The organism is Megasphaera sp. ASD88 (genome assembly GCF_002287425.1).
Taxonomy (GTDB): domain Bacteria; phylum Bacillota; class Negativicutes; order Veillonellales; family Megasphaeraceae; genus Megasphaera; species Megasphaera stantonii.
On record NZ_NQXW01000004.1, the window covers coordinates 1 to 19,632 of the forward strand.

The 19,632-nt window shown below is 52.5% G+C and carries 14 protein-coding genes, 1 tRNA gene and 1 pseudogene; 12 read left to right on the forward strand and 4 right to left on the reverse strand.

Going from position 1 to position 19,632, the window contains the following annotated elements; translation table 11 throughout:
- Positions 1-94 precede the first annotated feature (94 nt).
- Positions 95-889 carry a hypothetical protein gene (locus tag CJ260_RS03940; RefSeq protein ID WP_095629256.1) on the reverse strand — a complete coding sequence of 265 codons (795 nt, stop codon included), beginning with the start codon at positions 887-889 and terminating at the stop codon, positions 95-97.
- A 320-nt stretch (positions 890-1,209) separates the two neighbouring features.
- Here CJ260_RS03940 and CJ260_RS03945 point away from each other — a divergent pair, with 320 nt between their 5' ends.
- The 4 genes from CJ260_RS03945 to xerC all read left to right on the forward strand — a co-directional run bounded on the left by CJ260_RS03945 (position 1,210) and on the right by xerC (position 5,236).
- A complete protein-coding gene (locus tag CJ260_RS03945; protein ID WP_095629257.1) occupies positions 1,210-3,126 on the forward strand; it encodes a hypothetical protein in 1,917 nt (638 codons plus the stop codon).
- Entirely contained in the window at positions 3,127-3,705 is a 579-nt protein-coding gene (locus CJ260_RS03950) for a hypothetical protein (protein ID WP_095629258.1), read from the forward strand.
- Positions 3,706-3,720: 15 nt separating this feature from the next.
- Positions 3,721-3,993 carry a helix-turn-helix domain-containing protein gene (locus CJ260_RS03955; protein ID WP_095629259.1) on the forward strand — a complete coding sequence of 91 codons (273 nt, stop codon included), beginning with the start codon at positions 3,721-3,723 and terminating at the stop codon, positions 3,991-3,993.
- Positions 3,994-4,066: 73 nt separating this feature from the next.
- Positions 4,067-5,236, forward strand: a complete 1,170-nt coding sequence (gene xerC, locus CJ260_RS03960) for a tyrosine recombinase XerC (protein WP_095629260.1) — start codon at positions 4,067-4,069, stop codon at positions 5,234-5,236.
- Positions 5,237-5,325: 89 nt separating this feature from the next.
- On the opposite strand, the gene CJ260_RS03965 is transcribed toward xerC, so the two are convergent.
- Together CJ260_RS03965 and CJ260_RS03970 are read right to left on the reverse strand one after the other, a co-directional pair.
- Positions 5,326-5,401 (reverse strand) — tRNA-Thr (locus CJ260_RS03965).
- A 144-nt stretch (positions 5,402-5,545) separates the two neighbouring features.
- Positions 5,546-6,280 (reverse strand): cyclase family protein, encoded by a 735-nt coding sequence (locus CJ260_RS03970; RefSeq protein WP_198947388.1) that lies wholly within the window; start codon positions 6,278-6,280, stop codon positions 5,546-5,548.
- A 260-nt stretch (positions 6,281-6,540) separates the two neighbouring features.
- On the opposite strand from CJ260_RS03970, the gene CJ260_RS03975 reads away from it, so the two are divergent.
- From CJ260_RS03975 to CJ260_RS03985, 3 genes are all read left to right on the forward strand, one after another.
- Positions 6,541-7,323 carry an HpcH/HpaI aldolase/citrate lyase family protein gene (locus tag CJ260_RS03975; protein ID WP_095629261.1) on the forward strand — a complete coding sequence of 261 codons (783 nt, stop codon included), beginning with the start codon at positions 6,541-6,543 and terminating at the stop codon, positions 7,321-7,323.
- Between the two features lie 133 nt (positions 7,324-7,456).
- Positions 7,457-8,308, forward strand: coding sequence for a dihydropteroate synthase (gene folP, locus CJ260_RS03980; protein WP_095629262.1), 852 nt, complete (start codon positions 7,457-7,459; stop codon positions 8,306-8,308).
- Positions 8,309-8,435: 127 nt separating this feature from the next.
- Positions 8,436-9,707: a hexokinase gene (locus tag CJ260_RS03985; protein WP_095629263.1), complete on the forward strand. Its 1,272-nt coding sequence runs from the start codon at positions 8,436-8,438 to the stop codon at positions 9,705-9,707.
- On the opposite strand, the gene bioB is transcribed toward CJ260_RS03985, so the two are convergent.
- The gene (gene bioB, locus CJ260_RS03990) at positions 9,688-10,689 is read right to left on the reverse strand and encodes a biotin synthase BioB (RefSeq protein WP_087477277.1); all 1,002 of its coding nucleotides are present in this window, start codon (positions 10,687-10,689) and stop codon (positions 9,688-9,690) included. The two genes, CJ260_RS03985 and bioB, sit on opposite strands and share 20 nt — an antisense overlap.
- Before the next feature lie 210 nt (positions 10,690-10,899).
- Here bioB and CJ260_RS03995 point away from each other — a divergent pair, with 210 nt between their 5' ends.
- The 5 genes and pseudogenes from CJ260_RS03995 to CJ260_RS13100 all read left to right on the forward strand — a co-directional run bounded on the left by CJ260_RS03995 (position 10,900) and on the right by CJ260_RS13100 (position 19,631).
- On the forward strand, positions 10,900-12,294 hold the full coding sequence (locus CJ260_RS03995) for a PLP-dependent aminotransferase family protein (RefSeq protein WP_095629264.1): 1,395 nt from the start codon (positions 10,900-10,902) through the stop codon (positions 12,292-12,294).
- Positions 12,295-12,298: 4 nt separating this feature from the next.
- The gene (locus CJ260_RS04000; protein ID WP_095629265.1) at positions 12,299-13,561 is read left to right on the forward strand and encodes a DNA repair exonuclease; all 1,263 of its coding nucleotides are present in this window, start codon (positions 12,299-12,301) and stop codon (positions 13,559-13,561) included.
- Between the two features lie 5 nt (positions 13,562-13,566).
- The gene (locus CJ260_RS04005; protein ID WP_095629266.1) at positions 13,567-16,551 is read left to right on the forward strand and encodes an AAA family ATPase; all 2,985 of its coding nucleotides are present in this window, start codon (positions 13,567-13,569) and stop codon (positions 16,549-16,551) included.
- A 32-nt stretch (positions 16,552-16,583) separates the two neighbouring features.
- Complete coding sequence (locus CJ260_RS04010; protein WP_095629267.1) at positions 16,584-18,002, forward strand: sigma-54-dependent Fis family transcriptional regulator; 1,419 nt, start codon at positions 16,584-16,586, stop codon at positions 18,000-18,002.
- A 337-nt stretch (positions 18,003-18,339) separates the two neighbouring features.
- Positions 18,340-19,631: pseudogene (locus tag CJ260_RS13100) on the forward strand (acyclic terpene utilization AtuA family protein).
- The last annotated feature ends 1 nt before the right edge of the window (position 19,632 follow it).

Genomic DNA, 19,632 nt, shown 5'->3' on the forward strand with positions numbered 1-19,632 from the left:
ATAGAGTAAGATGATGATAGTGGCACATAGGTTTCCTCCGAGATATAGATTTTGTTTGGTAGCATTATTATATCAGAAACCTATGTGTCATTTTTTATAGGTGTTGCACTTGTATTGTAAATTCGCCGTCTAAAAATATGTCGTTAAAACTGATTTTTTTTACGGAATTTAAAAAACTTTTCATTTTAAAGGTTTTATTAGAATTAGAGATAAATGGATTTTTACTTCCATTGCTATATCTTAATAAATTAGATACGATTTCAATATCTAACCCTGATTCTAATTCTATGGGAATTCTTTTCTTAGGAGGTGTGGTAATAAAGGGTGAAAGGATGTGAGGATCTTGTTTTTTTATTCTTCGCAATGTGTCATAAAAAATATTAGTATCGGCTGTATCTGCAATTAGTACATTGGGATTTTCCTTTTTTTTCATCCTCATCACTTGTTGATATTTTAATAGAATTTTATTTGTAGTATGTATCGGTTTTTGTGTAATCGTTGAGGAATAGCCGTATGAAAGCATTAGAAAATCTATCAGTTCATTAATATAATTAGTATTTTTTGTATTATTTACAGAAAATATATTGAAAATATTTTTTGATATTGGGGTTAATGATATATCGTTTGGTGATATTAATCTGGAATATCGTGATGGATCTATATAGTCTGCTTCTAAAAAGAGCGTAAGTAATGAACGGGCAAGTTTTTCTAGAAGGGTATTTTTATTACTGATACCTTCCTTTTTTAGTATATCTAGTATAAGCCTCCAGAATGTTTTACTTGGCATTTCTGTATTTTGGTTACAAAAAAACTGACTGATCTGATCTTCCCACGAAGGATCAAATGTAGAAAGCTTTTTATAATCAAGAGATACAAAAATATTATTCATAAAATCACTCCTATATAACTTGTTTTTTATTTATTATATCATTTAAAATAAACAAGTTGTATATTGGGAATAAAATTTGAAAAAAACAAATATTTGGCATAATTTACGCAATTTATTCTATTCTCTTTAAATGTATTTTGTGTTTAGTGGTAGAAAAAAACATGATTATTTTGAAAAAAATAAATCTAGTTTTTTTAATAGTAAAAAAAGACCAAAAGTTATTATAATTTAATCATACAAAGAATAGAGGTGATGCGCGATGACCAGTTAAATTTAGTTTTTTTAAATCTCAAAATTCAATATGGAAAGGATTGATGACCATGCAACCTGTCAAGCTTATTGTATTCGGTGTCCCTTGTTGTGAAGAAGGCGAGCCAATTCTTTTGCCGTCTGTTAAAAGCGAGAGTATACCTAATGTTTTGGGTAAACCCATACCTGCAACGTGTAGTTCCATTCCTCTGTGTAAAGTAGTACCTAACGGAGAAATTTGGGAAGTTGCACGAAATCAGCCTGAGAATGCTGCCAGTTCCTATGCATTGGAAGGAAGAATGTATGTAGAACAGGATAAGACGGTTTTAGCGAAATCTAAAAACGGCAATGTTGTTTCTATCACGAATGCAACGCTCCGTGTTGTCGGAATCAAAGAGCGTTGGGAAACGGACGATGATTATGTTCGGTATTTGTGCTGCGAAGTTCAATGTAAAGCCTGGAAGGAGGGAAGTCGGACTATCGAAGTCCCATGGACTGAGTATAAGGACGTTTACCAACAGATACGACGGAAGTTTCCAGATGTCTGCGTCATGGGACAAGGGCAGGCATTGGAAGAGTACTTGGCCGACGTATTCGCCAGAAGTGCGGATAATTTAACAGTCTATCGTGAAGCCAAACTGTCGGGTTGGATTTGTTGGGATGGCGGCGCTCACTATGTCGTTGGGAAGGATGACTTCTACAGAAATCATGCTATACCAAAGACATTAAGCAATTCCTATGCCGTCTTTCATATAGGCAGGCGGTTTCTTGATATTGGCAACAGAAACCCGCAGATTTGCGTGCTGTACTTAGCGTCTCATCTTGCGTATACGCTGTTTTGGCTGAAAAAGGCTGGCATCCGTTTTCAGAGCACTTTTTTCGTGCAAGGCGGAACAGGGCTGCTAAAAACTTCTGTTGTACGGATTATTTCCGACGTGTTTAATACGGACAGGGATAAAGCGGTTATGCGGCTCAATTCTACTCTGGCCAGTACGCAAAAGACGATAACCTATCTTCGTGATACCGTTGTCTGTGTGGACGATTTCTCCAATACTGAATCAGATTTGCGCAGAAAATCGTTAAGTTCGGCAGAAGCTGTTATTAGAGCGGTCGGAGACGGAACGTTTCCCAGTAAGAGCGATGTCAGTGATTTCAGTAAAATTACGCAGAACACTGTCCGTTCCGTCGTGATCCTGACAGGCGAGGAAGGGTTAGATTTAGGCGCATCCAGCCAACTGCGTATGCTCATTATACCTGTAGAACAAGGGACCTTCGATGGACGGGTACTAAGGGAGTTTCAAATAAAGAACATTTGGGCCGAGTACACCGCACAATATTTAAAATTCTTAAAGGAGAAAGGCGAAGAGGTCGTTTCATACCGCAAAGAGGCGTTCTATGCGTATCGGGACGGCTATGCGGAATATTTTGATGAGCCTCGGCTCATTGATGCAGCAGCTGTCTTGCGGTTGGAATGTGACATTGTTGCAGCCTATGCTCGTTGGTGCGGATGCGGAGATGAGGAAGTGCAGCAATTATCTGCCTTATTACATCAAAATGTTGTTAATATTATACGAATCACTCAGGATTATACTAGTGAAGCTAAGCCGGAAGTTCGGTTCCTTCGTGCTCTTTGGGAATCATTAGATACGACGAAAGCAGCCATGGTTGCAGAATCGGAAGATGTCTATGCAGATAATGAAGCACAATTTATTGGTTTCTATGAAACACACACGGGCACTATTTGGCTCAGGCCAGAAGTGGCATATCAGGTTGTATGCCAATATTACCGTACTATTAATGAACGCTGGCTTACTAGTATCAAACGTGTTAAGGAGCTGCTGCTCGAAAAGAACTTATCCCGGGGGAAATTGGGCAGTAGCGGGCAAAGTGCAGAATATACCTGTCGGGCGAAGAAAGGCACGCGAAAGCGAATGTTAGTATTGTATGTAGAAAAAGTTGAAAAACTTCTAGCAGAGGAGGAAAAGTAAATGAATACGTATTTAGTGATGTTTGAAAATGGATTTGCCCTTGAACCACTTGAAGGGATGCATCATGTAATAAGCAATTATTCAGGCATAAGCATATTGCCGTTTCCTTCAAAGGAAGCTGCCTACTGTGAAGGGTGCAGGAGGCATACTGCACGTAAGCTTACCTATCCGTGGTATATGCCGATTCTGCCAAGATTGGAAGATATGATGTACAATTCTGTGTTTACAGATCCTACTATGCTGCCAAGCGCGGTTGGGTATGACCGATACTTTTGTTCTATCAGCCAGAAGTATGCCGGAATTTTTACGAATGCTGATTATGTAGTAAGCTTCCTGCAACAATATCCAAACGGGAATATACGAGAAGTTGGAACACATGCAGAGGCGCTATCTTTTATTAACCAGTATTACTTGAGGATGATATATCCGATGAGTGCTTACATCCAGACGGATAAGGTACCGATTGTGCAGATGATGGGACTAAATACTTTGTATGAACTTCCCTATCTTGCATGGATGAACACAAATTGCCAAATCGTTGGCCCGTTTAAGACGTTGCCTGTACTTGAAGGGAATTAAGGAGGAAAAATAAAAATGGATAAAATCGTAATGAATAATAAGAATGAAAAAAATCAAGAAAACGTCCCGAACATTCATATCCTGTCGGAAGCAGACCTCGCAGAGTACCTACATCTGCCGCGCTGGACAATACGATCGCTGCGTTTAAAACGTGGGCTTCCATATTTTCGGACAGAGCGGCGAGTGTTTTACTGCTTAGAGGCCGTTATAGACTGGATTCGTCAGGAATGCGAACGAAATCGCCAAATCTTGCCTGGATCGGAACAAACGCCATTTACGTTGAATTAACCGTTTGTGGTAAAAAAGCCGGCTGTCCTTTTTACATGGGGCAGCCGGTTTGCATAAAAGGAGGAATAGAGTAATGCCAAGGAAGATTGAAAAAAGGAGTAAAAATACATACCGCTTATCCGTATGCCAAGGGTATGATCGATATGGGCGTCAAATCATAAAATATAAAACTATCAAAGCGTCCAGCGACAGGGAGGCAGAACGGCAGTATACGTTGTTTGCAGCGAAAGTCTTAAATGGCGGTATAAGCCATACGGGAAAATGCAAAGTATACGAATTTGCCAAGCAATGGTATGAGCTGTATTGCAAAAAAGAATTAGCGCCGAAAACGCAGGAAAGTTATAAAAACCATTTGGAAAAACGCATATTGCCGGCATTGGGGCATATGGATATCCGGCAGCTTAAACCAGCCCACATTCTTCAATTTCTCAACGGCTTAAAGGAGTCGCGGAAACGCTTTGATTCCCAAGGCGGTTCTATATCGGATCAGACGATAAAATATTGTTTTCGCGTATTGTCCTCTATGTTGCAGGACGCCGTGGAGTGGCAAGTTATCGACATCAACCCCTGTACAAAAGTAAAACGACCCCGCAGCAAGCGCTCTAAAGTTAAATTGCCCTCTGAAGGGGAAATTAAACACATGTTGGCGGAGTTAAATGAAGAACCGTTAAAATACAGGACGATTATTCTGTTGGCTATTGATACGGGATTGCGGCGCGGAGAGCTGGTCGGGCTAAAATGGCAAGACATTGATCTGGAGGAGAAAAAGCTTGCTGTCAGGCGAAGTAATCAGGCGATTGCCGGACGTGGGACGTTTAGTAAATCTCCTAAAACGGAAGAATCGGAACGGTGTATTACATTGTCAGACAGCAGCGTGCAGTTGTTAAAGCGGTATCATGCCTGGCAATTGCGGCAAAAAATGCGACTTGCAAATCAATGGCATGACGAAGATTGGGTGTTTGCGGCATGGAACGGAGCTGCGATGTACCCGGGAACTCCGTCTTTATGGTTTTCACGATTTTTGAAACGAAAAGGCTTGCCGCATATGTCTTTCCATTCGTTACGGCATCTGTCAGCGACTGTTTTAATTGCGCAAGGCGTTCCGCTGAAAAATGTCAGCAGCCGATTAGGTCATGCCGATATTCGAACGACGGCTAATATTTACGCAGATACGTTGCAGTCTATAGATAAAATGGCGGCAGATAAAATGGACGACTTCTTGAAAAAGGCGCAGAATATATAAAGCGTTTTGTCATAAGGTCCAAATAAGGTCCAGAATGGAGATTTTTGCACAAAAAACGGGTTCCCGATTCTGGGAACCCGCATGTTTTCTGGAGCCACTAATAGGATTCGAACCTACGACCCTCTCATTACGAATGAGATGCTCTGCCAGCTGAGCTATAGTGGCGAGTACTCTGTTATTATATGCGGAGATGGATGTTTTGTCAATACTTTTTTTGAAATAATTTGAATTTGTGTGAAGGGCTGTCAGCAAATATTGTAAGAGAGCAAAAAAAAGAAATGGCCGGAACCATTTCTTTTTCTGCTAACGTTATTCTTTTAGGTAGACGGCGAAGACCCGTGCCGGGAAGCCGACGCCGTTTTTTACCTTGGGGAAGGTGACGAAGATGATGGCTCCTGTCGGAGGAAGAGCGTCGAGGTTGGTCATGAGTTCGACTTGCAGCCTGTCTGTTTCTAAGATATAGATTTCGCCGGCAAAGTTGACATTGGCTCCCGGGGCGTCCGTGTCAGCTGTTTCGTGTCCAATTGCGCCGATATGGCGTTCTTCGACGAGCCAATGCAGCGCGTCCAGCTTCCAGCCGGGATAATGGGGCTGATTGTTTTCATCGTAGTTGTTCATGTCTGGCCGCTTGGACCAGTCGGACCGGAAGGCAACAAAGGCGCCTTCGGGAATGGGGCCGTGCTCCTGCTCCCATTCCCGAAGGTCGGCAATGGTCAGCTCGTAGTCGGCGTCTGCTGCACAGGCTGCCGATTTATCGATGACGACGAGAGGATATACCATTTCCTTCAGCGTCATTTGGTCCAGCGTACGCGCTCCTTGAACGAAGTGGCCCGGGGCGTCGACGTGGGTGCCGAATTGGCCGGCAGGAATGGTATATTTGTCGGAGTGAAAAATGCAGTCGGGACTAAAATCGTAAATGACTTCAGTGGTCAAATCGCCGAAGCCGTACCAATGGGGCGTCGCAGGACTTAGTTCATGCGTTAAATCTACCCAGCAGTATGCCGGAGATTTTAATTCGTTGACGAATTCCCATAATTTCATCATATAAAGCCCTCCCTTCGTAATAGACGATGTGCTGCGTTTCAGCATATATACAAATTTCTATAGTGATGAAAGGATTCCTTCTGATAAACGAGAAATTTATATGAATTAATGAAACTAATTCATTGCATGAAAAGTAAAAATATATGTATTCGAAAATAATAAAAGAACACGATTATCTTGCACAATGAATTTGAATTCTATATTATAAGAGTTAAAGATACCAAAGTTGATGTCAGCGCAGCATCGGGGAGGGATTAGAGATGAAAAATCGATTTTTAGACAAGTTCCGCAGCGGTGAGCCTTCAGTCGGGACATTTTTTGAAATGGGCGGGCCGGCCGTCGGAGAAATGATCGCTCTGACGGAGTTGGATTATTTTGTGATTGACGGCGAGCACGGCCCCTATGACGTGCTTCAGGCCGCCGATATCATCCGGGCGGCCGAAGGCGCCGGCACGGCGGCTCCCTTTGTGCGGGTGAAAGACAGTCAGCGCAATTCCATTCTGCGAATGCTCGACGTCGGCGCAAAGGGTTTGATTATCCCGCAGGTGCAGAGCGTCGACGAGGTGCGGCGCATCGTCGAATATGGAAAATATTATCCCGTCGGCAGCCGGGGATTCGCGCCTACGCGCAATTCGCTGTACGGCTGCTCGGACGACGCGAAAGGGAGCGTGCAGGAGTATTTCGACCGATGCAATACGTCGCAGCTGCTGATTCCGCAGTGCGAAACGATGGGCTGTCTGGAGGCTATTGAAGAGATTGCTGCCGTAGATGGCGTCGACGGAATCTTTGTCGGTCCTTATGATTTGTCCGTTGCCATGGGGGCACCGGCGCAGTTTGACCGGCCGGAATTTGCCGCCGCCTTGAAGCGGGTGCTGGAAGCGGTACAGCGTGCCGGTAAGTTCTGCATCATCTACGCCGATTCGGAAGATGCGGCGGTGAAACGTTTTTCCGAGGGATTTGACAGCGTGGCCTTGTCCATGGACTGCATCTTGTACCAGCGGGCAATCAACGGGGCCGTCGCCTCGATTAAAGGGGCCTTGTAGCAGTTGCCTTGCGGCGCACTGCCTGATATAATAGAAACGGTTTTACGCAGGTTACGAACCGATGAAGGATAACGACTGCGGCATGGACGCCATGCCCTTCGTTATCCTTTTTTAGTATGGGAGGGAGATACGAATGAAAAAAGAAATTCGCCGTTATGCATGGAAGGACGGAAAGACGCTGACGATAGGAGAAAAGACGCTGATCATGGGCATATTGAACTATACGCCCGACTCGTTTTCCGACGGCGGCAAATGGAACCGCACAGACGAAGCTCTGCGTCATATGGAAGAGATGGTTGCTGACGGGGCGGACATCATTGATATCGGCGCTGAATCTACGCGCCCAGGTCATCAGGCGATTACGGCGGAGGAAGAAATCGAGCGGCTTCGCGGTATCTTGCCGAAGCTGGCTGCTGCCTGCCCCGTGCCTATTTCCGTCGATACGTACAAGGCGGAAACAGCTGCCTATGCCCTGGAAATGGGAGTCCATATCATCAACGATATTTGGGGGCTCCAGTATGAGGCGGAGCCCGGACGGATGGCGGCCGTCGCTGCGGCCAAGAATGTGCCGGTCGTGGCAATGCACAATCAAAACGGCACGGAGTATACCGATATAATTGGTGATATGAAGGCCTTTTTTTCCCGTACGGCTGCTCTGGCTGCCGAAGCGGGACTTGCGCAGAGCAAGCTCATCTTCGACCCGGGCATCGGCTTTGGCAAGACCTTTGCCCAAAACATATACGTCATGAAGCATTTGCGCGAACTGACGGCCCTGCCGTATCCGATGCTCCTCGGCCCCAGCCGCAAGCGGTTCATCGGCGAAGTCCTCGACTTGCCGGCAGAAGAGCGGATGGAAGGGACGGGCGCGGCCTGCGTCGCCGGCGTGTTGGCAGGCTGCGCGATCATGCGGGTCCACGATGTCAAGCCGATTGCCCGCATGTGCCGCATGGCCGACGCGCTGCGCGAAGACGGCGGCTCGAGGTAATCTGGCCGCAGGGTATAGGTATGCGGAATTTTTTCTGAATTCATGCAAAATACGGGGCTGGTTATGGATATATATGGTACAATAAGAGTGTACAACGCGGATTTGCATGAACGAGGAGGAATACCGTATGAGTCGTGAAGTGACCGATTGGATGAATATAGCCCAGTGCTTTTATTGGAGCAACGAGCGGCTGCTGCAGTTTTCCCAGCAGTTTTCCGCTGAAATAGAGCGCGTCCTGGCTGGACAGCCTTCATCGCTTCAAGCTGTTAAGTCGTATTTGTCCCTGCCGACGGGCAGGGAGCAGGGGACCTACCTGGCTCTCGACTTCGGCGGCACGAATGTGCGCGTCTCCCGGATTCGCCTGCTGGGACACCATTGCTTTATCGTGGAGAAAAAGATTTCCCGTCCCTTGAAGAAGAACGGAGAATACAATTATATGACGGATCAGACGACGGCGGACGAATTGTTCGATTTCATTGCCGATCTCGTCGGCGAAGCGGCCGGCGGCAATAAGCCCTTCTATTTGGGCCATACCTTTTCCTTCGGCGTGGCGCAGCACGACGTCGGCGACGCCCGGTTTCTGCAGTGGTCGAAGGAAATTACCGTCGCCGGAGCCGAAGGCCGCATGGTCAACGACATGCTTCGCCAGGCCTTGGTGCGAAAGGGCCTGGACGACATCATTCCCGTCGCGCTGCTCAACGATACGACGGCATTGCTGCTGGCGGCGGGATATCAGCACGGCCAGTCTCAGGTCGGCATCATCTGTGGGACGGGCTTCAATATGTGCTATTACGAGCCGCGCTGGGATATGATCGTGAGCCTGGAAGCCGGCGGATACGACGGCATGGCCCGGACGAACTGGGATATTGCCGTAGACGAAGCGTCGCAGCAGCCGGGATACCATCAGCTGGAAAAGATGGTCAGCGGCGCCTATCTGAGCGAAATATACCGCCGCGTCGCCATGGAGTATTTGGAGGCCGAATCCATGCCGCCCTTTACGACGGAGGCGATGAATCATATCGTGGCGAACGACAGCCTGGCCGAAGGGCGGCTGCTCATGGGGCGCGTGTGGAAGCGGATCGTCGCCCTGCAGGACGTCAAGCCCCTGCGCAGCATCGGTGCGGCGGTCTTCGTGCGTTCGGCCCAGCTGACGGGGGCGTCCTGCTTCGGCGTGCTCCGCCATTTGTATCCCGACGGCGCGATTCCCGCCCAGACCATCGCCGTAGAAGGCAGCGTCCTAGAGCATGTGCGGGGCAGCTTATTCATGCTGGAAGACGCCCTGCACATCTGCCAGGCCGGCTTTGCCCGAGGGAAAAAGATCGAGGCGTCGCCCGTTTTGGTTAAGGACGGTCCTTCTGTCGGTGCGGCCATCGCCGCGGCTATGGCTGCCCATCATTAGCCGGGCAGGCCGGCTTCCGGCCTAAATCGCGGAGCATTTCCATATCGGCAGACTGGTCGTTTCCCTTCGTCGTCAAGTAGCCGCCGATCATGAGGCCGTTGAGTCCCCCTGTCAGGGCGAAGGGCTGGAGAGAGCGCAGGTTTACTTCCCTGCCGCCGGCAGTGCGGATCAGGGCCTGCGGCAGGATGAAGCGGAATACGGCGAAGGCCCGCAGTATTTCAAGGGGCGGAAGCTGCGGCGCATGGGCCAGCGGCGTTCCCTGAATGGGCGTGAGGATGTTCAGGGGAATGGAGCGGATGCCGAGCCGTTTCAGCGTAAAGGCCATTTCTACGCGCTGCCGCGGCGATTCGCCCAATCCCAATATGCCGCCGGAGCAGACGGAGACCCCTGCGTCCTGGACGGCGCGGATCAGGCGGATTTTGTCGTCTATCCCATGGGTCGAACAAATATGAGAAAAATATGACGGAGCCGTTTCGATATTGGCGTGGTAATGAGATACGCCGGCGCGTTTGAGCTCTCTGGCCTGGGAGGCCGTAATCAGGCCGAGGGAACAGCAGGCCTGCAGCCCTGCGTCCCGGATAGAGGAAATCGCGCGCAGGATTTCGGCGAATTCGGCTCCTTCCCGGACGGAGCGCCCGCTGGTCACGATGGAAAAGCGGGACGCTCCCTTTTCTTTGGCCTTTTTGGCGGCGTCCAGTATCGCGGCCTTGTCCAGCAGCGGATAGGACTGGATATTCGTTTGGTAATGAGACGATTGGGCGCAAAACCGGCAGTCTTCGGGACAGCTGCCGGAACGGCTGTTAAGGATGGCGCAGCAGCTTACGGCGTCGCCGCAGAAATGCTGGCGGATCTTGTCGGCCAGGGCCAGCAGCAGGGGCGTGTCGGTGTCGGGCAAGGTGATGAGCCGTTCTCCTTCTTCCGGCGTAATTTCCCCTCCGGACAATACCTTTTCAGCGTATGAGCAAAGCTCGGCAATTTTCATGATGAACCTCCTTGAACGTTTTTTGTAAGTATACTAAACTGCCGGCAATAAATCAACCGTTATGGATAATTCAAAGGTTAACAATAAGAGGGATACATACTTTTTGTCGCTGTAAACTTGTACAGATATTTTGTTTGTCAGCTCTTTTCACTAGGCCAGTTTTTCGCTACAATATAACTAATCATGACAAATCATAGTTAGGTGTCTCGTATGCTGCAAATCGACAGAACGCTTAAAATACCATATTATGTACAAATCTATAGATATTACCGCCGCGAGGTGGAAGGACAGCGCATGATTGCCGGCATGAAGCTGCCTTCTGTCCGCGAGCTGGCCCAGACGGTGAACGTCAGCAAGATGACCGTGGAAAAGGCCTATTATCAGCTGGCGAGCGAAGGCTATATTTTACGCAGGAATAAGGCGCGGTATGAAGTGGCCTTCGTCGGCCAGAGCCGGGAAGCTGCCGGAGGGCCGGGCGATGAAGCGGCGCCGGCTGCGTCGCTCCGCTCCTACTTATATGATTTTGGAAGCGGCGACATGGATATGGAGCGCTTTCCCTTGGAAATTTGGCGGAAGCACATGAATAAGGTACTGTCGGAGCCGGCATACCTGACGGCCTGCAATGACGAGCAGGGAGTGCCGGATCTGCGGGATGCCCTGAGCCGCTACGTCTATGAGACGCGCGGCGTCTATGCGCCGCCGGAGCGCATTGTCGTAGGAGCTGGCACGGCGGCCCTGCTGGGCGTGCTGACGTCGCTGCTGCGGGAGGCGCACTCCGATATTGCCGTAGAAAATCCCGGCTTCCGCCTGGGACGGGAGCTGTTCCGCAACATGGGATACGGTATTGTTCCCGTAGCGATACGGCAGGGGATTCTCGACATGGATGCCTTGGAACGCAGCGGGGCGTCGCTGGTGTACGTCAGCCCGTCGCACCAATTTCCTACGGGGACGGTCATGCCCATCGGCATGCGCCGGCAGCTGCTCCGCTGGGCCGAGGAGCGCGAAGGCGTCATCATTGAGGACGACTATGACAGCGAGCTCCGCTATTACGGCCGCCCCATTCCGGCCTTGCAGGGGCTGGATACGTCGGGCCGGGTCATTTACATGGGAGCCTTATCCAAGGTGCTTCCTTTTTTTGTCCGCCTGAGTTATATGGTGCTGCCGCCGAAGCTGATGGAGCTGTACAATGAGCGGCGGAGTCTGTTCCGGCAGGGAGCCTCCGTACCGGAGCAGTGCGTGCTGGCCGCGTATATCCAAAGCGGCGAGCTGGCCCGGCAGGTGCGCCGCCTGCGCAAGGATTATCAGGAGAAAGGCGCGCTCATGGAGCGCCTATTGCTGGAGGCCTTCGGGAAGGACATTTCCGTGAGCCGCGTCGTGTCCGGCGTATATTGCCACATCGCCCTGCAGAGCCCTTACGACGAAAGCGAGCTGCGCCGCCGGGCAGAAGAGCGGGGATGCCGCGTGCTGGCGATGCAGTCTTTTTACGAGCGGCCGGAGCAGGCGGACACGAAGGAATTTCTCTTGTCGTTTTCAAAGATACCCAGTCAGGACCTGAAACAGGCCGTTGCGGCCCTGCATCGGGCCTGGACGGAAAAGGAAGGATAGCGTCATGGCAAAAAGTTTACGGTTTATTCATTGCGGCGATTTACATTTGGGCAGTCCCTTTCACGACGTCGCCGCTGTCGGCAGCCGGTGGGAGCGCATCGTAGGCAAAGCGCCGATGCGGGCGTTTCAGAAAATCGTGCAGCTGGCCATTGATAAAAAAGCGCACGCCGTGCTGATCAGCGGCGACGTATATACGAGCGCGACGCACAATTTGACGGCCCAGCTGGACTACGTGCGGCTGCTGCACAAGCTGGCGCAGAACAATATACAGGTCTTCGCCGTCTTGGGCAATCACGATCCCCTGGAGGCCTGGAAGGCCCGGATTCCCTTTCCGCCGAACGTGCACATTTTCAGCGCCGAGAAAATAGAGCGCATGCCCCTGGTCGTCGACGGCGAGGAAGTGGCGGCCGTGTACGGCCAGAGCTACGCCAAGGCGGAACAGCGGGACAACCTGGCCTGGAACTTTGCCCGTGAATCTGGGGACCGCTACGCCATCGGCCTGCTCCATACGCAGATCGGCGGGCCGTCTCCCTATGCGCCGTGCTCTTTGACGGATTTGAAAGAGAGCGGCATGGACTATTGGGCCTTAGGCCATGTCCACGCCCATCAGATATTGAGCGAAAAGCCCTATATCGTGTACGCTGGAAGCCCGCAGGGCTTAGACTGCACGGAGACCGGCGCCCACGGCTGTTATTACGTAGAGGTCGGCCCCTACGGGACGACGAAGGTCGAGTTTTTAGATACGAGCATCGTCCGCTGGGAAAGCACGGACATCAGCATCGAGTCGATTGAGTCGGTATCGGGTCTGCGCGAGGCCGTGCGGTTCGCCAAGGAAAAAATCCGCCGCGACATCGGCAAGCCGACGTTCCTGACAGTCAACTTCACTGGCGCCGGCAGCATGTACCAGGTCATCAACAATCCCGAAGCGACGCAGTACTGGATCGACAGCTGGCGCGAAGAGGAGCAGGGGAAATACGCCTTCGTCATGGTGGAACGGCTGCGCAATATGGCCCGGCCGAAAATCAACCTGACGGAACGGAGCAAGCTGCCCGATACGGTAGGCGATTATTTGAATGTCGCCGACAAGCTGGCCGCCCTGCCGCCGGAAGAGATGGTCCAGGCCCTGCGGGAGATCCTGCGGGAACGGCCCGAATTCGACCGCCTCGGGGCGTACGGCAAGGCGATTTCTGACGACAGGCTGCTGGAAGCCTTTGAAAAAGCCAAGTGGCTGGGGATGCAGAAATTGCTGGAAGATGGAAGAGGATAGGACTTATGAAGATTATACAGATGAATTTAGACGATTTCGGCATTTACCATAATGTCGAATGGAACCCGCCGGAAACGGGACTCATCGTCATGCACGGCCATAACGAAAGCGGCAAGACGACGCTGATGAAATACGTGCGCTCCATGTTTTTCGGCTACCTGCGCGGCGATTGGAAAGGCTTTTTCGGCCATATGGATATTCGCCGCGACGATGGGCGCGAATACCGCATATATCGGAAGGAAAAAGAATCGTATATGACGGACGGCCAGCTGACGCTACACGACGAGCCGGCCGACTTGTGGTGGCACGGCCTGGACCGGCAGACCTACGATAAAATTTTCGCTATGGGCCTGGAAGATTTGCAGGGCTTTAAGATATTATCCAACGAAAAGGTGCGCAGCCAGTTTTTCAGCGTCGAAGGCGGCGTGCGCATGGGCGCGACGCGGCGGGACATCATCCGCCAGATGGGCGATCTCCTCGTCGCTTCGCCTCAGGGGAAGAAGCCGATCAACGCCCTGCTGGCGGAGCAGCGCGAATTTGACAACCGCATCCGGGCTCTGTCCTACGACGAAGACGAGTTCGCCCAGCTTCAGGGAAAGGAGCAGGCGACCCACGAGACGGAAAACCGCATACGGCTGAGCATCGAAGAAACGAAGCAGCAAATCGAGCGCATCTCCATGCCTATCGCTGCCTGGGACGTATACAAGCGGGGACAGGACGCGCTCAAGCGCATGCAGGATCTGGCCGACGTCTCCCAGTTTCCGGCCGACGGCGCGCAGAAATGGACGGAGCTGGAAACGAAGATTGGGGAAATCGACGAGCAGATTCGCAAGCTGGAAGCCCTGTCGGCTAAAGGGCCGGCCTTCCGCGAGGAATGGAACAGCTGGCTGCTGTGCGGCCCTCACCTCGACGACCTGTATCTGCACGTCGGCGAGTGGAAGCAGGGACTGGAAGAAGTCGCCGCCCATGCCGATATGGAAATAGACTGGCAGTTTGAGCAAAATCAGTGCGCAGAATCGCTGAAGCCATGGACCGGCGATACGATTCCCGCTTCCGTCGATTGGACCGGCGGACAGGTTGCGGCGGCCGGACTGGCTCGCTGCGAGCAGGAGCTGGAAAAGTGGCAGGCCGCCAAGCCGAAGAACGTCGCGGCGGACAAGGCGGAAGCACCTGCCGAAGGGGAACCGTCCAAGGAGGAATGGCAGGCTGTAGGCAAGGCCGTTTCTTCCATTCAGGAATGCCTGATGGAGCGGAAGAAGCTGCGCGAACAGCTGCAGTGGCTGAAATCGGACGGAAGCGGCGTATCTCACGGGCCGGCCGTATTGGCGGTCCTGTGTTTGGCCGCCGCTGCCGGGCTGGCGGCGATGGTCTTCGTATACGGCATGGACCAGCTGTTCGGCTACGGAGCCGGCTTGTTCCTGGCTCTGGCCGTCGCGGCCTTTGCCAAGCAAAAATCGCTGGCCGGCAAGGGCCCCCGGCGAATCGAGGAATTGGAAAAGAGCCTGGCCGCCGTGCAGGAGCGGATGGAAGCCTTGGCGGCGGAAGCCAACGCGGGCCTGGCGGCGAGCGACGACGACGATGTCTGGTCGCGTAAGCTCGATGAAATCAGGATGCAGTACATGGACTGGAAGACCCAGGAGTCGAAGACGGTCTGGGAAAAAGAACAGAAGGTCATGTACGACGCTATTTATGACGAGTGGAATAAGAAAGGCGCCGCTTGGCAGGGCAAGCTCGAAGCCAGCCGGAAGGCTTGGGAATCGTGGCGCAGCGGCAGCGGATTTGCTTCCTTGGAAGTCGGCCAGCTGGCTCAGGCCAAGGAAGTCTGGGACAAGTGGCACGCCGCCGTGTCGGCCTCCGAAAGCTGGCGTGTCCGCAAGGAAGACCTCCTGCGGCGCATGGGCCAGTGGCGCGACAGCGCAGAACAGCTGTTTCGGGAATTAGGCGTCGCCGGCGAAGGCACGCCGGAACAGACTGAGGCCGTATATAAGCAGTGGCAGACGATCCGCGTGCAGGCCGAAGTCGCCCGGGAGCAGGACAAGCAGCAGCAGGAACGGCAGGCCCAACTCGTCCAGCTGCGGAAGGACAAGGAAATCCGGCAAAACCAGCAGCAGGACTTATTGGCCCTGACCGGCGCCCAGACGACGGGGGAATTCCGCAGCAAGGTCCTGAAATTCCGCCAGTTCCAGCAGTATAAGGAAGTATACGAGCAGTCCGAAGCCCATATCCGGCTTATCGCCAAGACGCCGAAGCAGCTGGCGGAGCTGCGGCACGAGCTGAAAGTCCATACGCTGAAAAACTGGACGGACGAACGGGCATATTACGAAAAGAAAATCGCCGACGCGGAAAAGAAATTAGCCGAAGTCGCCGAAAAACGGGGCAGCATCATAGAACGGCTCAGCCAGATGGCCAGAAGCGACGCCTACGGCCAGCTTCTGCAGGAAAAACAAAACCGCAAGGCCGAGCTGGACGGCAAGGTGAACGAGTGGCTGACCTGTCTCTTCGCCCAGTATATGCTCGGCGAGGCCCAGTCGTATTACGAACGGGTGCGCCAACCCTTGGTCATCCGCCAGGCCGGCGACTACCTCCACCTCATGACACAGGGACGCTATACCCTCCAGGCCAGCTTTGACGGCCGCCAGCTCTACGCCGTCGACGGCACGCAGCGGCGCATCCCGGAAAAGCAATGGAGCAGCGGCCTGGGCGATCAGATTTATCTGGCTATACGCATCAGCCTGGCCATGGCCTTTTCCAAGCAAATCGAGGCGATGCCCCTGATTTTAGACGACATTCTCGTCCGCTTCGACGAACAGCGGCAGAAGGAAGCCATTCACTTCCTGGCCGATTTAGGCAAGAAAGAACAGATTTTCTTATTTACCTGTTCCCAGACGACGAGAAATCTCGCCGGCGAGGTACAGAAGGAATTGGCCGGAGAAACCGATACGATTCATTTATTTGAAATCGAACAGGGAACGATTCGGCAAAGCGTATAACCCGCGAGATTGGAAAGGCAGGTGCAGAAGCTATGACAGCTGCTCGGCCGGCGCTGCCGCCGGCTATGATGCTGGCGGCGATGGACGCCGTAAGCGACGGCATCGTTATCGTAGACAAGGATTCCCGTATTATTTACATAAACGACGCGTATACGCGCATCCTGCGGGTAGAGCGGCAAAAGGTGCTGCACAAGCAGATCAGCGTCATCGAGCCGGGCGCCGTCATCCTGGACGCCTTGCGCGACAGGCAGCCCCGCTCGCGCCTTCCCGTAGAAGTCAAGACGCGGGGCAAGCAGATACTGGTCAACATCACGCCGATTTTCGACGGCGGCGAAGTCATCGGGGCCGTGTCGGTCTTTGAAGACATTACGGAGCTGTCCCTCAGCCATCAGGAGCTGGAACGGGCTCAGCGGCTGAGCCGGTCTATCTTCAAGGCCGCCGCCGACGGCTGCCATACGCTGCCTCCGGAATTTGCACATATCGTCGGGGACAGCGCCAAGTTCCTGCGCTGCCTGCGGCTGGCGGAGCTCGTGGCGCCGACCGACGCGACTGTCCTGGTAGAAGGGGAAAGCGGCGCAGGCAAGGAAGTCGTCGTCGACGGGATTCTGCGCCTCAGCGGCAAGCGGCGGCGTCCCTTTGTCAACATAAACTGCTCGGCCATTCCGGAAAGCCTCATGGAAAGCGAGCTCTTCGGCTATACGGCCGGCTCGTTTACCGGCGCGGCCAAGGGCGGCAAGGCCGGGAAGTTTGAGCTGGCCGACGGCGGCACCATCTTCCTCGACGAAATCGGCGAAATGCCGCTGTTCATGCAGGCCAAATTGCTGCGGGCCCTGCAGTCGGGGGAAATACAGAAAATCGGCTCCGACACGATGCAGAAGGTCGACGTCCGGGTGATTGCGGCGACGAATCGCAACCTGAAGCAGATGGTGCGGGATGGGAAGTTCCGGGAAGACTTGTACTTCCGCCTCAATACCTTTACGATCGTCATTCCGCCTCTGCGGGAGCGGGGCGAAGACGTACTGCTCCTGGCAGCGCATTTCCTGCAGAAGTTTTCGCGGAAGTACGGAAAAAAAGCGCGCCTGTCCCCAGCTGTGCAGCAGTTCTTTTTGTCTTATTCCTGGCCGGGCAACGTGCGGCAGCTCGAAAGCTGCATGGAGTATGCTGTCATTGTGTGCGGCGGCGGCGAAATCAGGATGAACCATCTGCCAGAAGAAATGCAGGGGATTTCGTCATCGGCAAAACGGACGGACGCAGCGGAATATTCGGCAGCCAAGGCAGTGCACGGACTGAAAGCAGATATACAGGCTATGGAACGGGATTATATCCTGCGAGTACTGAAAGAGACGGGCGGCAACAAGAGCAAAGCGATGGAAGTGCTGGGAATCAGCCGCCGCACCTTTTATAAAAAGTGGAAGCTCTACGGATTAGATAAAGAATCGTCTATAAAGTAAACACTATATACATGGTAAACACAAAAAATCCTTCTGGTATACAGTTTGAACTCGTATCACCAGAAGGTTTTTTTAGAAATAATAGTTTGATGCTTGTGAAAAAGACCGTCAGGCCGTAGGATATGCGGAATGTGGATAAAATTTGTAAATATGTATTGCGAAAACAGAAGTCAGTGGCATGTAAATTTCATATATACTAGCGAAGCCATTATGAATATGGCACCATGTCGCGACAATACATGCATTTACATGACAGAAAGAAGGTACATCTATGAAGACAATACGCATCGGCGGCGGCCAGGGCTTTTGGGGAGACCTGATTGACGCGCCGATTATCATGGCGAAGGAAGACAACGTAGATTATATTTGCTGCGATTATCTGGCGGAATTGACCTTGTCCATCATGCGGCGGCAGCAGGAAAAACGGCCTGAAGCAGGCTACGCCCGCGATTTCATCACGTCGCTGAAGGGCATGCTGCCCTACCTGGCGGAAAAGAAGACGAAGGTCATTACCAACGCCGGCGGCATGAACGTCAAGGCCTGCGTGGAAAAGGTAAAGGAAGTCGTCAAAGCCGGCGGCTACAACCTGAAGGTCGGTTACGTCCTCGGCGACGACGTGCGGGAAAAGATTCCCCAGCTTCGCGAGCAGGGCGTCCAGATGCAGCACATGGATACGGGCGAAGATATCGACGGCATCCTGCCGAAGATGGTCAACGCCAACGTCTATTACGGCGTAGAGCCTATCGTCAAATGCCTGGAAGACGGCGCGGACATCATCATCCTGGGCCGCTCGACCGATACGGCTATGTTTGAAGCGCCCCTCCTGTACGAATTCGGCTGGAAGCTCGACGACTGGGACGCCAAGGCACGGGCATTCTGGCCGGCCACCTCTGCGAATGCGGCGCCCAGGCTACAGGCGGAAACTACGACTACGACTGGGAACACGTCCCACGTCCGGAGCTTTTAGGCTATCCCATCGTCGAAGTCAGCGAAAAGGGCAGCCTCGTTCTGACGAAGACGAAGAACACCGGCGGCCTCGTAACGGTCCAGTCCGTCAAGGAACAGCTCATGTACGAAATCCACGACCCGTCGCAATACATTACGCCCGACGTCGTCGCCGATTTCAGCAAGATTACGCTGGAAGAAATCGAACGGGACCACGTCGCCGTCCGCGGCGTAACGGGCAAGCCTGCTCCCGACACTTTGAAGCTCTGCGTCGGATACCTCGAAGGCTACCGCAATATTGCCTACCTGCCCTACAGCTGGCCGAGAGCGCTGGATAAAGCCAAGATGGCCGCTAATATTCTGGACAAGCGCATGGCCATGAAGGGACTGAAAGCCATCCGCACCCATATCAGCTATTTAGGCGTCAACGCCCTCCACGGCCCGCTGGCTCCGGAGCTCGACGCCGATTTGAACGAAGTCGTCCTCCGCTACGCCATCATGACGGAAACGAAGGAAGAAGGCCTGAAACTGACGCCGGAAGTCGCCGCCGTCAGCAACCTGAACGGCCCGGCCCAAGGCTGCTTCTTCGGCGGCCGTACCCGTCCCAGCGAAGTATTCGCCCTGTGGCCGACGCTCATTCCCAGAGACGCCATTACGATGGAAACGCACGTAGAGGAGGTTTAAC